Source organism: Halomonas sp. JB37 (assembly GCF_002332255.1).
Classification (GTDB): Bacteria; Pseudomonadota; Gammaproteobacteria; order Pseudomonadales; family Halomonadaceae; genus Vreelandella; species Vreelandella casei.
On record NZ_NRGW01000001.1, the window covers coordinates 3,091,462 to 3,105,982 of the forward strand.

Annotated in this window: 11 protein-coding genes; 6 read left to right on the plus strand and 5 right to left on the minus strand. The window is 54.7% G+C overall.

What is annotated here, in order from left to right; genetic code table 11:
• Nucleotides 1–294 precede the first annotated feature (294 nt).
• A complete protein-coding gene (locus CIK78_RS14395; protein ID WP_096281369.1) occupies nucleotides 295–1,629 on the plus strand; it encodes a replication-associated recombination protein A in 1,335 nt (444 codons plus the stop codon).
• 65 nt (nucleotides 1,630–1,694) lie between these two features.
• On the opposite strand, the gene lolA is transcribed toward CIK78_RS14395, so the two are convergent.
• Both lolA and CIK78_RS14405 read right to left on the minus strand, forming a co-directional pair.
• Nucleotides 1,695–2,345, minus strand: coding sequence for an outer membrane lipoprotein chaperone LolA (gene lolA, locus CIK78_RS14400; RefSeq protein ID WP_096281371.1), 651 nt, complete (start codon nucleotides 2,343–2,345; stop codon nucleotides 1,695–1,697).
• Between the two features lie 162 nt (nucleotides 2,346–2,507).
• A complete protein-coding gene (locus CIK78_RS14405; protein WP_096281373.1) occupies nucleotides 2,508–5,765 on the minus strand; it encodes a DNA translocase FtsK 4TM domain-containing protein in 3,258 nt (1,085 codons plus the stop codon).
• Between the two features lie 179 nt (nucleotides 5,766–5,944).
• Between CIK78_RS14405 and aat the strand changes: the two genes are divergently transcribed.
• The 3 genes from aat (at nucleotide 5,945) to infA (ending at nucleotide 7,856) form a co-directional block, all read left to right on the plus strand.
• Complete coding sequence (gene aat, locus CIK78_RS14410) at nucleotides 5,945–6,694, plus strand: leucyl/phenylalanyl-tRNA--protein transferase (protein ID WP_096281375.1); 750 nt, start codon at nucleotides 5,945–5,947, stop codon at nucleotides 6,692–6,694.
• 47 nt (nucleotides 6,695–6,741) lie between these two features.
• On the plus strand, nucleotides 6,742–7,476 hold the full coding sequence (locus tag CIK78_RS14415; protein WP_096281377.1) for an arginyltransferase: 735 nt from the start codon (nucleotides 6,742–6,744) through the stop codon (nucleotides 7,474–7,476).
• Nucleotides 7,477–7,637: 161 nt separating this feature from the next.
• Complete coding sequence (gene infA / locus CIK78_RS14420) at nucleotides 7,638–7,856, plus strand: translation initiation factor IF-1 (RefSeq protein ID WP_007111068.1); 219 nt, start codon at nucleotides 7,638–7,640, stop codon at nucleotides 7,854–7,856.
• Between the two features lie 150 nt (nucleotides 7,857–8,006).
• Here the strand turns inward: infA and clpA are convergent, their stop codons facing one another.
• From clpA to CIK78_RS14435, 3 genes are all read right to left on the minus strand, one after another.
• Nucleotides 8,007–10,280, minus strand: a complete 2,274-nt coding sequence (gene clpA, locus CIK78_RS14425) for an ATP-dependent Clp protease ATP-binding subunit ClpA (RefSeq protein ID WP_096281379.1) — start codon at nucleotides 10,278–10,280, stop codon at nucleotides 8,007–8,009.
• Nucleotides 10,281–10,419: 139 nt separating this feature from the next.
• The gene (gene clpS, locus CIK78_RS14430; RefSeq protein WP_096281381.1) at nucleotides 10,420–10,728 is read right to left on the minus strand and encodes an ATP-dependent Clp protease adapter ClpS; all 309 of its coding nucleotides are present in this window, start codon (nucleotides 10,726–10,728) and stop codon (nucleotides 10,420–10,422) included.
• A 259-nt stretch (nucleotides 10,729–10,987) separates the two neighbouring features.
• The gene (locus CIK78_RS14435) at nucleotides 10,988–13,222 is read right to left on the minus strand and encodes an NADP-dependent isocitrate dehydrogenase (RefSeq protein ID WP_096282396.1); all 2,235 of its coding nucleotides are present in this window, start codon (nucleotides 13,220–13,222) and stop codon (nucleotides 10,988–10,990) included.
• 172 nt (nucleotides 13,223–13,394) lie between these two features.
• On the opposite strand from CIK78_RS14435, the gene CIK78_RS14440 reads away from it, so the two are divergent.
• Together CIK78_RS14440 and CIK78_RS14445 are read left to right on the plus strand one after the other, a co-directional pair.
• On the plus strand, nucleotides 13,395–14,006 hold the full coding sequence (locus CIK78_RS14440) for a pseudouridine synthase (RefSeq protein WP_096281384.1): 612 nt from the start codon (nucleotides 13,395–13,397) through the stop codon (nucleotides 14,004–14,006).
• Complete coding sequence (locus CIK78_RS14445) at nucleotides 14,003–14,443, plus strand: NUDIX hydrolase (protein ID WP_096281386.1); 441 nt, start codon at nucleotides 14,003–14,005, stop codon at nucleotides 14,441–14,443. The genes CIK78_RS14440 and CIK78_RS14445 overlap by 4 nt, the downstream gene beginning before the upstream one ends.
• Nucleotides 14,444–14,521 lie beyond the last annotated feature (78 nt).

A 14,521-nucleotide genomic window follows, 5' to 3' on the forward strand; every position in this document is an offset into this window, starting at 1 on the left:
GGTGACGACATGCGATCATGAGCGCGCCTTCACCAGCGCGCCATTATTAAACGTAAAGCTACTAAAACACATAGCCCCTAATGCGGACACATAACAACTTGCGAGGGCTATCACCAATTATTATCAATAACGACTATCAACCACAATGCCCTTCAGGCGCTGTCCTAGCAAGTGTATATTGCGAGTAGAATATGCCAAAGGTAGCCTGCTAAGCCGTGGTTTACCATCGACATTCGCTGGCACTTTGTTGTTCAACGCCTCGATTCTCTGCCTACATAAACAACGGACATTGACATGGATCTGTTTAATAGCGCCCACGCCGCGCCTGCCGAGGATGCTCCGCTGGCCTTTCGTATGCGTCCACGTCATTTGGATGATTACGTTGGCCAGCCAGCGCTGGTAGGGCCAGGCAAACCCTTACGCCGCATGGCGGAGTCAGGCATAGTGCGCTCGATGATTCTCTGGGGCCCGCCAGGCGTTGGCAAAACGACGCTTGCTGAACTGTTGGCCAGAGCCTCCCAAGCCCATCTTGAGCATCTCAGCGCGGTAATGGCGGGAGTCAAAGAGATTCGTGCGGTCGTTGATCGCGCCCAGCAAATGTCTTCGACGGTAATTCTTTTTTTAGATGAGATTCATCGTCTCAACAAGAGCCAACAAGACGCCCTGCTGCCTCACGTCGAGTCGGGCCTGTTGACACTGATTGGTGCGACTACCGAAAACCCATCGTTTGAAGTCAATTCTGCGCTGCTCTCGCGCGCGCGGGTTTATGTGCTCAAATCACTGACTCAAGAAGAGCTGATCACGGTGATGCACCAGGCGCTTAACGACGCTGAGCGCGGCCTTGGCAAGCGCACTATTCAGGTCAATGACGATGTTCTCATCGCCCTCGCACACGCAAGCGCCGGTGATGCACGCAGAGCATTGGGACTATTAGAAACGGCCTGCGATTTCACCCGTCTAGAAGCGGGGGCAGAGGTACTGCACAAAGACGTACTCGCCGATGTCATTGGCCATCAGGCAAGCGCGTTCGATAAGCAGGGCGACGCCTATTACGACCTGCTGTCAGCGATTCATAAATCGATCCGCTCTTCACGCCCCGATGCCGCACTGCTGTATATGGCGCGCTTCATGCAGGGCGGCGGCGACCCGCTCGACGTGGTACGCCGGCTGACTGCCATTGCGTCCGAGGATGTCGGCAATGCCGACCCACGCGCCCTGCCGCTCGTGATTGCCGCCTGGGATGCTTACCTGCGCCTGGGTGATTATGAGGGCCAGCGGGCGATTGCCCATGCGGCGATTCACCTGGCAGTCGCCCCTAAAAGTAACCGCATCGACCGCGCCTGGAATGAGGCCAAGCAGTATGTGCGCCAACAGCCGCAGGTTGAGGTACCCACGTATTTGCGCAACGCCCCGACCAAGCTGATGGAGCAGCTGGGCCATGGTGAAGGATACCGTTACGCGCACAATGAGCCCGACGGCTACCCGGCGGGCACCGCGCACAGCTGCTGGCCCGCAGAGCTGCCTAAAGCAACCTTCTTTAAACCTAGCTTACTGGGTCAGGAGAAACGTTTTGGCGAGATAATGGCATGGCGTGAAAGCCTTGACCAAGAAGCCGACAAGGCGCCCTAGGGCGCCTTGTCGGTGGGATCTATTCTACTGCTAACTCATCTACTACTAACTGGTCTGCTACTAACTTATAGCTCCTCACGAATGACGTCGGTGCCTTCAGGAATATCAAAGTCGAACTGGCTCCGATCGATATTGCCATTATTGGTGATATCGCTAAAGGTAATCGAGGTGCGCTGCCCGGTGCTATCCATCATCCACAGCTCGGTTAACGTATCGGCATCGAACACCATGCTTAGTTCTTCAAACAGCGTATCGGCAGAAATCGGCACGAGGGTAAACACATCGTCGCCGTCGTCCTGCTCGTAAAATACTTCATAGCTTTCAGTTAGGTCGCTGACGCTGCCCGATAACAGTAAAGCAGGTGTGTGCGTGACGCGATCATCCATCGCCTGAATCGTCACCTGCTCAAGGTCAGGATCATACAAATACACATCATCACCGTCTGAAACAACGATCTGAGAGTATGGCGCATCCACTTCCCAACGCAGCAAACCTGGACGAGAAAGCCACATCTCACCGCGCGCGCTCTGCAGGCGGTCACCGCTACCATCTAAAATCTGCTGTTCAAAAGAGGCTTGATAGCTTTCTAGCGGCTCTAGGCGCTCGGTCAGGCGCTCTGCTGCATCGTCCGCCAATACTGGCGCAGCGAACGTTAAACCCAAGGCGCTAGCCGCAAATGCCAGCGATGAATGTCGTCGTGTTTGGGTATCGCGCATATGATCTCCCTAGGCAACCGTTGCCGGATCTTCGTTGCCAAATAATAGTTCGTAAGGCTGACTTAATTGCCCGTGTGTGATTAAGACGTGAAAAACGCCGCCGGGTTTCACCAGCGACGCAATTTTCACGCTTATTGCATAATGATGAATAACACCAAACGATTAGTGACCTACCGGCGGCGGTGCGAGAACATCGCGTGCACCGTTAGACCCCATCGCCGTTACCACACCTGCGCTTTCCATCGCATCAACCAAACGAGCAGCCCGGTTATAGCCAATTTTAAAGCGACGCTGAACGGCAGAAATAGATGCCTTGCGCGTTTCGGTAACAAACTGCACGGCCTCATCATAAAGCGCATCCTGCTCCGCATCGTCACCGTCTACGCCATCGGCTTCAAGGCCAGTTAACGCATCCGCCGTGACGCCGCCCGAGAGAATTTCCTCGATATATTGAGGCGCGCCACGGCGCTTCCAGTCATCCACGACACGGTGCACTTCATCATCATCAACGAAGGCACCATGAATGCGATTAGGCGGCCCTGACCCGGCGGGTAAATAAAGCATATCGCCGTGACCCAGCAGGCTTTCAGCACCGCCCTGGTCAAGAATGGTGCGCGAATCAATTCTTGATGAAACCTGAAAAGCCATCCGTGAGGGAATGTTGGCTTTAATCAGGCCGGTGACCACGTCAACCGAGGGGCGCTGAGTCGCCAAAATCAAATGGATACCGGCGGCACGCGCTTTTTGCGCAAGCCGTGCAATCAGCTCTTCGACCTTTTTACCGACGATCATAAACATATCGGCAAATTCGTCGATCACCACGACGATGTAGGGCAGTTTCTCTAACACAGGATGCGGCTGATGAATCTCCCACGGCTGCGGTTCCCACAGCGGGTCTGCAACCTGGGCTCCGGCACGTTCAGCTTCATCTAAACGACCGTTAAAGCCGGCGATATTACGCACGCCCATGGCCGCCATAAGCTTATAGCGGCGTTCCATTTCAGCGACACACCAGCGCAGGCTGTTGGCAGCTTCTTTCATGTCCGTAACGACCGGCGCCAGCAAATGAGGAATGCCGTCATATACCGACAGTTCGAGCATTTTGGGGTCAACCATGATCAGCTTTAGCTCGCTGGGTTTAGCTTTCAGCAGCATCGAGATCAGCATGGCATTGACACCCACTGACTTACCCGAGCCTGTGGTACCGGCAACCAGTAAGTGCGGCATCTTGCCAAGGTTAGCGACCACCGGGCTGCCGCCAATATCTTGGCCTAATGCCATTGTCAGCGGCGAGGTCTCTTGCTGGTAACGGTCTGAGTCAATAACTTCTCGCAGCCGAATCATGGCGCGATTGGGGTTGGGTATTTCAATACCCACCGTCGGGCGCCCCGGTATAACCTCGACAACGCGTACGCTTTTCACCATCAGCGAGCGCGCCAAATCTTTGGCAAGGTTACTGATTTTCGACACTTTCACGCCGGCCGCAGGCTTAATTTCAAAGCGTGTGATGACCGGCCCCGGCCACGTATCAACGACTTCAGCCTTAACCCCATACTCACGCAGCCGTACTTCAAGCAGCTCCGCCATATCGGTTAATTGCTCTTCGGTATAGTTGGGCTGGTGAGGCTCTGCTGGCGTGAGCAGCTGGAAACTGGGCACATCGCCCTCTGGCTCGTCCATGGTTTCAAACGCCGGACGCTGGCTTTGCAAATGCTCCACAGTCCATAGCGTGGGGCCTTCATCCGTCTCCGGCGCACTTTCTTCAGGAGCAAAGGTGGGCTCCCGACGCATAGTGGAGGGCTGGGGTTGTACAGGCTGTACCGGCGGCACTGCTGACGTAGATGATGCAGGCTGCATAGAGGCAGCGGGCGGTGTGAGCGGCATTGGCGCCTCTTCCAGCTCATCATCCATATCTTCATCGTCCCAAACAGGCTCAGGCACGACCTCAGCAACACGCTCAAAAGCAGGCGTCCGCTCGGGCACGATGGCAGCAGCACGCTCAGAGGCGGGCGTGGGTTCTGATACTGACACACGCTGTTCAGGCTCGCTGACAGGCGGCTCCACTGACGCGCGGCTCGGCTCAACTCGCGGAGTCTCGATTGGCTGCTTTTCGACGGGCGCTTCATCATTCACAAAGTAGCTGGTCGTCGCAGGCATCGATGATGCGTCTTGACGCGACGCCCGCAGCGGGAAGGCGGCGGCTGTGTTCGAAGGCTCGTCTACTGCTGGCTTATCTATCTCTGGCTCTTCTACTGCTGGCTCATCGACCACAGGTTCAGCGGCTGAAGGCTCATCACTATCAGATATCTGGAACGTAGGTTCTGCAGCACGGGGTTTCACAGGCGCGAAGGCATTTTCGCGCGGCGCTTTAGGCGTACTCGGCGGCGTGGCGTCAGCCATGGGTTCTACAGGCGCTGGAGCACTTGACTGAACAGGCACATGTTTGTTGCTCGATAGAGAAGCCGCTTCCCACGGAATCGAGGTATCGGTGGTATTACCGATGGAGGGACTGGCATCAGGTGTCTTATCTGCCGTTGGTTCATACGCGGAGAAGGCACTCGACAAACCCGGCTCGCGCCGCTCACGGCCAGCAGGTGCTTTTACCGCGGGCCTGGTAGCCACTGTTTCTACCTCGGCAGGCGGTGGTGTCTCTGTACGCGCTTGAGGCTTGGGCGCGGGGGCCGGTTTAGCCGCCGCGCGCTGAGCTGCGCGCATACGCCGCGCCTGTCGACGGGCCGAGAACCAGCCGCCCAAGCGGCAGATTCGCTTACCAAGCTCATCGGCAACCTGCAGCCATGACATGCCACTAAACAGCGGAAAACCGCTTAAAATCAGCGCTGCGGCAATTAAACCAACGCCACCACTGCCCACCAGCGGTTTCAGTGCAGCCACGAAGCCTTCACCTAAAATACCGCCTGAGGCGTAGGGCAACATGCTATTAGGATGATAAAAATGCAGCGCTCCCAGCATGGTGGTGCCAAACATCAGCAGGACCAAGCCGCCCGCATGCACCGCAATAGCCACCGGGTCGAGTTCAAAGCGTACCTGACGTGAGCGAATCAACCACCAGGCGGCAAAACCAAACATACCCGGCCACCACAGCGCACTAGCGCCCAGCAGCGAGTAGAGCACATCGGCTAACCACGCACCGACTTGTCCCATCCAGTTACGAATATCCGTTTCTGGCCCCTGATACGACCAGCCAGGGTCAGACGGCTGATAACTAAACAGTGCTAATAATAAGAAAACACATAGCGCAAGCAGTACTACCACCACGCATTCGCGCACTGAGCCCTGTAGGCGCAGCCCAAAACGTCGAGCTTTATCTTTCGCGGCATTAACACGCGCAGAAGAAGCTGACGATGGCGTTTGACGCGCGTTACGCTGCGTTCGCTTGCTTGCTGCTTTATTCACTTTCAAGCGACTCTCCCTTTACACCTCAATGGCGTCTTTAATCCACTTGCGAGTTTGCATCATACCGAGCATCCTTCCCCCGTCACAGAGGTGCTAGCTATGCGACCAGTAAAAACTAAGCGATCAGTCAAACTAAGCGCCCAGTACAAATACGCCGCTCAAGCGCGTTGTAACAGGAGCAAGCAATGCTACCCTGGCTTTCCTCGCCACTTCCTACATTTCCATCTACTGATACAGCGTTGGACTCCCCCAACGGCCTGCTGGCGGCCGGGGGTGAACTCTCCCCTGCTTGGCTCATAGAAGCCTATCGACGCGGCATTTTTCCGTGGTTCAGCGACGACGATCCTATTCTATGGTGGAGCCCAGACCCGCGCATGATACTCCTACCGGAGCAATTTAAGCAGCGCCGAAGTCTTACTAAACGATTACGCCATGGTGGCTTTCATGTCACCGTGGATCAACACTTTGAGCAAGTTATTCAAGCCTGCGCGGCCCCACGCGATGAAGAGGCCGGCACTTGGATCACGGACGAAATGCGCGACGCCTATAACTTGCTTCATTTTCAAGGCATTGCACATAGCATTGAAGTCCATCAAGACGAAAAACTCGTCGGTGGCCTATACGGCATTGCTATGGGCCCCGTCTTTTTTGGCGAGTCGATGTTTTCCCGCGCCCCCGATGCCTCAAAAGTGGCTCTGGCACATTTGGCTAAAGCGATGCGCGACCACGGCGGACGCCTAATCGATTGCCAAATGCACACACCCCACTTGGCAAGCCTGGGCGCTATTACAGTCGCTCGCGCGTCATTCATCAACTATCTTAAAAACTGGCTGCCCGATGACGCGTTTACGCAAGCATCATCCTCCGCTGAAGCACCGATAGTTCCATCGTCACCTTGGCTTCACGCACTTGGCGCCGAGAATAACGCATATTGACGAACTCATACTGTTTCAACGATTTATTTTCGAAAAGGAGGCAAACCGTGAGCAGTAACACTCCGCCCCGCCCGGTGCGGGATTTGCGCTTCTTCCTTACCGTGCCTCATGCCTGTAGCTACCTACCGGGCAAAGAAGCGACCACGCTATTTCTCGACCCGCAGGAGTCACCGGTACCGGGTGTATATGACTCGCTGGCGCTGCTAGGTTTTCGGCGCAGCGGGCGCCACCTCTACCGCCCCCACTGCGAAGGATGTAACGCATGTCGCTCGGTGCGCATTCCCATTGAGCAGTTTGCCGCCAATCGCACTCAGCGCAAGATCTGGCATCGCAATGCCGACATTAGCGTGCGCGTGGCACCGGCCCGCTATTCGGCTCAACATTACACGCTTTACGCTGACTACATTCGTCAGCGCCACGCTGACGGCGATATGTATCCGCCCAGTCGTGAGCAGTACCGCACCTTTTTAACGCTTGAGGAGCCCTACGCCCATCTTATGGAGATGTATCTGGGCAACGAGCTGGTCGGCGTGGCGGCATTTGATCAGTTAGAGCACGGCCTCTCAGCGATTTATACCTTCTTTGCCGTTAGCGATACGCTAGACAAGCGCTCGCTGGGAACATTCGCTATTCTTCAGCTAATTGAACTCAGCCGAGAAAAAGCGCTGCCGCACCTGTATTTAGGGTATTGGATCGAAGAGTGCCGTAAGATGCGCTACAAGCAGGCTTTTGCACCGCTAGAAATGCTCGACGGGCGCCATTGGCGACAGTTAATTCGTTAAACACGTCAGCTTTTTTGCCTTGGCGGCGGGCTTGCGGCACAATATAGCGCTGATTCTTGAGTGCTCACACAGAAGCACTCAAGTGCTGATGTATTGTTACCTGATTAATTCGTACATGAAGAACCTGTACATTACTAACTCATAAGTGGGGAAATGCCTATATGGCACGCGAAGATCATATTGAAATGGAAGGCGTTATCGTCGATACCCTTCCGAACACCATGTTTCGTGTTGAGCTGGAAAACGGTCACGTTGTTACTGCTCACATCTCTGGAAAAATGCGCAAAAACTACATCCGCATTTTGACCGGCGATAAAGTAAAAGTAGAGCTAACGCCTTACGATCTCTCCAAAGGCCGTATCGTTTACCGTTCGCGCTAAGTCGCTGTCGCTAGCGTTTGATAGCTGACCGCGTTCGGCGGTAACGATTCCTGCGCCGTTCACTGTAAACGACAACGCCCCGTCAGTGACAGGGCGCTGTGCTTTTACGCATACACATTGATGATTGGCTAGGCGGACTTAGCGCCCTTTTCAGGGCGCATCAGCCATTTCAATCTCGGTGGAAATATGCAATTCGCCATCTTCCAAGCTGACGTGAACAATTCCGCCGCTCTCTGCCAACTCGCCAAACAGAATCATCTCGGCTAATGGTTTCTTCAGCTTCTCTTGAATGAGACGCGCCATCGGGCGTGCGCCCATATCAGGATCGTAGCCTTTATCCGCCAACCAATCCCTCGCCGTGTCGTCCACATCCATCTGCACGCGCTTCTCATCCAACTGTGCCTGCAGTTCGATCAAGAACTTATCGACCACGTTACGCACCACGGAAACGGGCAGCGCATGGAACTGGATAATGCCATCTAAACGATTGCGGAACTCGGGAGAGAACGTGCGCCGAATAACTTCCATGGCATCGGTCGAGTGATCCTGATGCTGGAAACCAATCGAACGACGTGAGGCCTGCTCGGCCCCTGCGTTAGACGTCATGATCAGAATAACGTGGCGGAAGTCAGCCTGGCGTCCGTTGTTATCGGTCAAGCGGCCATGATCCATAACCTGCAGCAACAGATTAAAGACTTCCGGGTGCGCTTTCTCAATCTCATCTAACAGCAGTACGCAGTGCGGCTGCTTGGTCACGGCTTCGGTTAACAAACCGCCTTGGTCATAGCCCACATAACCAGGAGGCGCACCAATCAACCGCGATACGGTATGGCGCTCCATGTACTCGGACATATCAAAGCGCACCAGCTCAATGCCCATAATATGTGCAAGCTGTTTGGCCACTTCGGTTTTACCAACGCCTGTCGGCCCTGCAAACAGGAAGCTACCCACGGGCTTGTCAGGTGATTTTAAACCGGCTCGCGAGAGCTTAATGGCCGCAGAAAGGCTATCAATCGCCTCATCCTGGCCGAAAACCAACATTTTCAAATCACGATCCAGCTTTTCAAGCTGCTTGCGGTCTGAGCTTGAAACACTCTTCGGCGGAATGCGTGCAATTGAAGCAACCACGGCTTCCACTTGCTCAACGTCGATCGTTTTAGCACGCACTTCTGGCGGCAGCAGCCGCTGATGAGCACCCGCCTCATCAATAACATCAATCGCTTTATCAGGCAGGTAGCGATCGTTGATATAGCGGTCTGCCAGGCGCGCCGCACTTTCCAGCGCCGCGTCGGTGTACTTCAATTCATGGTGTTCTTCAAAGCGCGACCGTAGCCCTTTAAGGATTTTGATAGTGTCATCTACCGATGGCGCCATTACATCCACTTTTTGGAAGCGCCGCGCCAGAGCACGATCTTTCTCAAAGATGCCGCGGAATTCTTGGAACGTCGTCGAGCCAATGCAGCGCAGCTCGCCGGAAGAAAGCAGCGGCTTGAGCAGGTTCGATGCATCCATCACACCACCGGAGGCAGCGCCAGCACCGATAACCGTGTGAATCTCATCAATGAACAGCACGGCGTTGGGTTGCTTGCGAAGCTCGCTCAGCAGACTTTTGAGACGTTTCTCAAAATCGCCGCGGTATTTGGTGCCCGCGAGCAGAGCGCCCATGTCCAATGAGTAAACAACCGCATCGGCAATAACATCGGGCACGTCTTCTTCAACGATACGCTTCGCCAAGCCTTCTGCGATCGCCGTTTTCCCCACGCCCGCCTCGCCTACCAGCAGCGGGTTATTCTTACGCCGGCGCGCCAAAATCTGCACGACGCGCTCAAGCTCATGGTCACGACCAATCAGCGGGTCAATTTTGCCTAGCCGCGCCTGTTCGTTAAGGTTGGTGGCATAGCCATGGAGTGGGTGTGACGCACCTTCGCTACCGCCCTCTTCCACATCATCGTTTTCCGAAGAAGGAGAAGGCGAAGGGCCGTGGCCAGCAACTTTTGAAATTCCGTGCGCGATGTAATTCACCGCATCGACACGAGCAACGCTTTGCTGCTTAAGGAAGTATACCGCCTGACTTTCTTGCTCAGAGAAGATCGCTACCAGCACATTAGCGCCAGTCACTTCGCTTTTACCAGATGACTGAACATGAAAAACGGAGCGCTGTAAAACACGTTGGAAACCGAGCGTAGGCTGGGTTTCGCGATCACCCTGCCCTTCAGGAATAAGCGGCGTGGTCGAGTTGATAAAATCCTGCAGATCGGAGCGCAGCTTGTCGAGATTAGCTCCGCAAGCCTTCAGTACGTCAACCGCGGAGGCATTATCCAGCAACGCGAGCAGCAGGTGCTCAACGGTCATAAACTCATGGCGTTTAGAGCGCGCCACGGTAAAGGCCGTGTTCAGGGTCATTTCAAGTTCTTTGCTCAGCATGGCAGTCCCCTTTTCGCTACTTCCTAGGGTATGTCGCCACCTAGGGCTTGCGTCGGATCAGTGTAATCGACCAGTACTCTCAACATCGGGTACAAATGGCACGGTTGCAAGCCTCACCGCCAATTTTTTCTCACGCTTTTTAACTGGCGGCCTCAATATCACTTATCAACGGGTGCTCACACTCCCGGGCGTACTCGTTTACCTGATAGCTTTTGGTTTCAGCTATATCACGAGTAAACACGCCACAGGTGCCCTTTCCTTGGGTATGTACCGCGAGCATGACTTGAACGGCCTTCTCGCTATCCATGTTGAAAAAATCTTGCAGCACTTCAATAACGAACTCCATCGGTGTGTAGTCGTCGTTATGAAGCACCACTTTATAAAGCGGCGGCTGTGCCAGCGCGGGTTCCGCTGACTGAACCGCTATATCACCGTCTTCATCAGGCATATTTGGCCGCGATGCTCCCGCTTTCACGGAGAAAGAGGCCAAGCATGGGCTTTCTAGGTTGGACATAAGCAGCACAATGAGTTGTCTCGACGCTGACCGATGGAAGAACCTGAGAAATATTAATAATACTTCTCAGACGCTGCCGACCAGCAAGGGTTCATGAAAAATTAAAATATCACAGGGTGTAACAGAGGGTGCAATGCAAAAACCCCCGTCCGCCAAGCGGACGGGGGTTCACAGGCTAAATTAAAGCGTAAAATTAGCCCTTAGCGACCATGGCTAACGCTTCATTTAGCGTTTTGCTGGGGCGCATCACTTGCTCAGTCAATGCGTGGTCAGGGTGGTAGTAGCCACGGATATCGGCAGGCTGGCCCTGAACACTGTTCAGCTCATCCAAAATAGCAGTTTCTTTAGACGTCAGTGCTTCTGCCAAACGGCCAAACAGCTCTTTTAGCTCAGCGTCGTCATTCTGCTCAGCCAGCGCCTGTGCCCAATAAAGCGCCAGGTAGAAGTGACTGCCACGGTTGTCGAGCTCACCCACCTTACGTGAAGGCGATTTATTGCTGTCCAGGAATTGACCGTTAGCTTGATCAAGCGCTTTCGCCAATACGGTTGCACGAGCGTTATCGAAGGTGCTGCCCAGATGTTCCAAAGACGCGGCCAAGGCCAAGAACTCGCCCAGTGAATCCCAGCGCAAATGGTTTTCTTCGAGAAGCTGCTGCACATGCTTAGGTGCAGAACCACCCGCGCCTGTCTCAAACAAGCCGCCGCCGTTCATTAGCGGTACGATCGAGAGCATCTTCGCGCTGGTACCCAGCTCCATAATCGGGAACAGGTCGGTCAGGTAGTCACGCAATACGTTACCGGTGACGGAGATAGTGTCTTCGCCTTTACGGATGCGCGCCAGAGAGAAGCTCATCGCCTCTTCCGGCGTCATGATACGAATGTCCAGGCCATCGGTATCATGATCTTTCAAGTAGCTTTCTACTTTCTTGATCAACTGAGCATCGTGGGCACGCTGGGCATCCAGCCAGAAAATAGCGGGCGTGCCGCTTTCGCGGGCGCGGTTAACGGCCAGTTTGACCCAATCGCGCACAGGCGCATCTTTGGTTTGGCACATACGCCAGATATCGCCCTGCTCAACGCTGTGCTCAAGCACTACGCTGCCGCTGGAATCGGTGACACGCACCGTGCCGTCTACGGCGATTTGGAACGTTTTATCGTGAGAACCGTACTCTTCGGCTTTTTGCGCCATCAGACCTACGTTAGGCACGCTACCCATAGTGGTCGGGTCAAACGCGCCATGCTGCTTGCAGTCTTCAATCACGCTCTGATAGATACCGGCATAGCAGCGATCAGGAATCACCGCTTTCACGTCGTGAAGCTGGTCATCGGCGCCCCACATTTTACCGGAGTCGCGAATCATCGCAGGCATCGACGCATCGATAATCACATCGCTAGGCACGTGCAGGTTGGTGATACCTTTATGCGAGTTCACCATGGCCAAGCGTGGACGCTCGGCATAAAGCGCCTGGATCTCATCCTGAATTTGCGTCTGACGCTCTTCAGGCAGCGTTTTAATTGCTGAATACAGGTCGCCGATACCGTTATTGGGATCAAAACCGGCCTGTTTGAGAACGTCCGCGTGCTTGCTCAGCACGTCCTGATAGAACTCAGTTACCACCATGCCGAACATGATGGGATCAGAGACCTTCATCATGGTCGCTTTAAGGTGTAGCGAGAACAGCACATCTTTCGCTTTTGCGTCCGCGACTTCTTCGGCCACAAAGCGACGCAGCGCGTTGCGGCTCATGACGGCACCGTCAACAACTTCACCGGCAAGCACGGCTGTTTTCTGCTTGAGCACCGTCGTGGTGCCATCTTTTGCCACTAGCTCGATCTTAAGATCGCTGGCTTGCTCAATTAGCGCTGATTTTTCGCTGCCATAAAAGTCGCCATCACGCATGTGAGAAACGTGGGACTTAGAGTCGCTGCTCCACTCACCCATGCGGTGCGGGTATTTACGGGCATAGTTTTTAACTGACAGCGGCGCACGGCGATCAGAGTTACCTTCACGCAGCACGGGGTTAACGGCGCTACCTTTGGTTTTGTCGTAACGCGTTTGAATATCTTTGTCTTCATCACTCTGCGGCGCTTCCGGGTAATCAGGAAGCTTATAGCCCTGCTGCTGTAGCTCTTTGATAACGGCCTTCAACTGCGGCAAAGACGCGCTGATGTTAGGCAGTTTAATAATGTTAGCTTCAGGGGTCTTGGTCAGCTCGCCAAGTTCCGCCAGATGATCGTCGATCTGCTGCTCGTCACTCAGGTAATCAGGAAACTGAGAGATAATCCGCGCGGCCAGGGAGATATCGCGCGTCTCTACTTTGATGCCCGCAGAATCGGTAAAAGCGTCGATAATCGGCAGCAGGGAGTGGGTCGCAAGCGCTGGGGCTTCGTCGGTGAGCGTGTAGATGATCTTCGGCGTTTTGGTCATTTTTGCGTTAACCTCTCTTGTCACTACGATTGCAAGAAATCTTGAGCGGAGCGCGCGCTTAATGATGGGCGCCCCAGCAAGTAGCCGGAGTATACCAGCGCTGCACTTTTTACGCATGAGTGATACACCAAGACGCCAGGGCAGCGAATCAAGAAATGGATAAAGAGATGTCATGAGCAACCTCTATTTATTGCACAAGCCTTTTCAAGTATTGAGCCAGTTTAGCGACCGCGAAGGACGCCAAACATTGGCACAATATATTGATGTGAAAGACATTTACCCGGCTGGGCGGCTGGATTACGACTCCGAAGGATTGCTACTGCTCAGCAGCGATGGCGAACTCATCCACCACATCTCGCACCCGCGCCACAAACAGCCTAAAACTTACTGGGCTCAGGTTGAGGGGCAAATAGACGATGCTGCTCTTAAAGCGCTACGTCAGGGCATCACGCTTAAAGATGGCCCTACTCAGCCTGCCAAGGCACGCCGTATTGAGCCCCCAACGACCGCGCCTCGCCAGCCGGCCATTGACCCCAAACGCCATCCGTCGACCAGTTGGCTGGAACTCATCATTAGCGAAGGCCGTAACCGCCAAGTGCGGCGCATGACCGCTCACGTCGGCTTTCCGACGCTGCGCCTAATTCGCTCGGCGATTGGCCCCTGGCGGCTAGGCGACCTTGCCCCCGGCGAGTGGCGTAAAGAAATGCTACACGCGCCCCGCCCAGCCAATTCGCCTCAGCGAAAACGCGTACAGCCCGCTGCAAAGCGTCGAAAACCAACGTGAGTGCAATTCACAGTACAGCGGCCTGCGTGATTCAGCGCGGCGAGCATTTCTTGATGGTGGAAGAACAGCGTGGCGGCCCCGCCAGCGTTTTTAATCAGCCTGCTGGGCATATCGAAGCCGGCGAAGGCCCCATCGCGGCTATTTTGCGAGAAGTGCAGGAAGAGACGGCCTGGCAGGTATCGCTCACCGGCTACCTGGGGCTCTACGTTTTTCATGCCGATGGCGGGCAAACGTTTCACAGCCACGGCTTTACGGCCGAGCCACTTGATAAGCTCGACCTCGCCCTAGACCCTGACATTATCGCCGCTCACTGGCTGACGCTTGAGCAAATACGTGCGCTAGACCAGCAGCAACGACTGCGTAGCCCGCTAGTGCTGCAGCGTATTGAGGACGCTTTAAGCGGGTGCTGTTATCCGCTGGCAGTGATTCGTGAGTGAAGCACTCAAAGCCCTTCCCCATCGTGTATAATCGCCGCCCAATTGCAGCTCATTATTTACCTACGCCTATTTTTGTTG

Coding starts and splice junctions, on each gene's coding strand:
- CIK78_RS14440 (WP_096281384.1), top strand. CDS start 13,395: ATGAGCAACCTCTATTTATTGCACAAGCCTTTTCAAGTATTGAGCCAG.
- clpS (WP_096281381.1), bottom strand. CDS start 10,728: ATGCCTGATGAAGACGGTGATATAGCGGTTCAGTCAGCGGAACCCGCG.
- aat (WP_096281375.1), top strand. CDS start 5,945: ATGCTACCCTGGCTTTCCTCGCCACTTCCTACATTTCCATCTACTGAT.
- infA (WP_007111068.1), top strand. CDS start 7,638: ATGGCACGCGAAGATCATATTGAAATGGAAGGCGTTATCGTCGATACC.
- CIK78_RS14395 (WP_096281369.1), top strand. CDS start 295: ATGGATCTGTTTAATAGCGCCCACGCCGCGCCTGCCGAGGATGCTCCG.
- clpA (WP_096281379.1), bottom strand. CDS start 10,280: ATGCTGAGCAAAGAACTTGAAATGACCCTGAACACGGCCTTTACCGTG.
- lolA (WP_096281371.1), bottom strand. CDS start 2,345: ATGCGCGATACCCAAACACGACGACATTCATCGCTGGCATTTGCGGCT.
- CIK78_RS14435 (WP_096282396.1), bottom strand. CDS start 13,222: ATGACCAAAACGCCGAAGATCATCTACACGCTCACCGACGAAGCCCCA.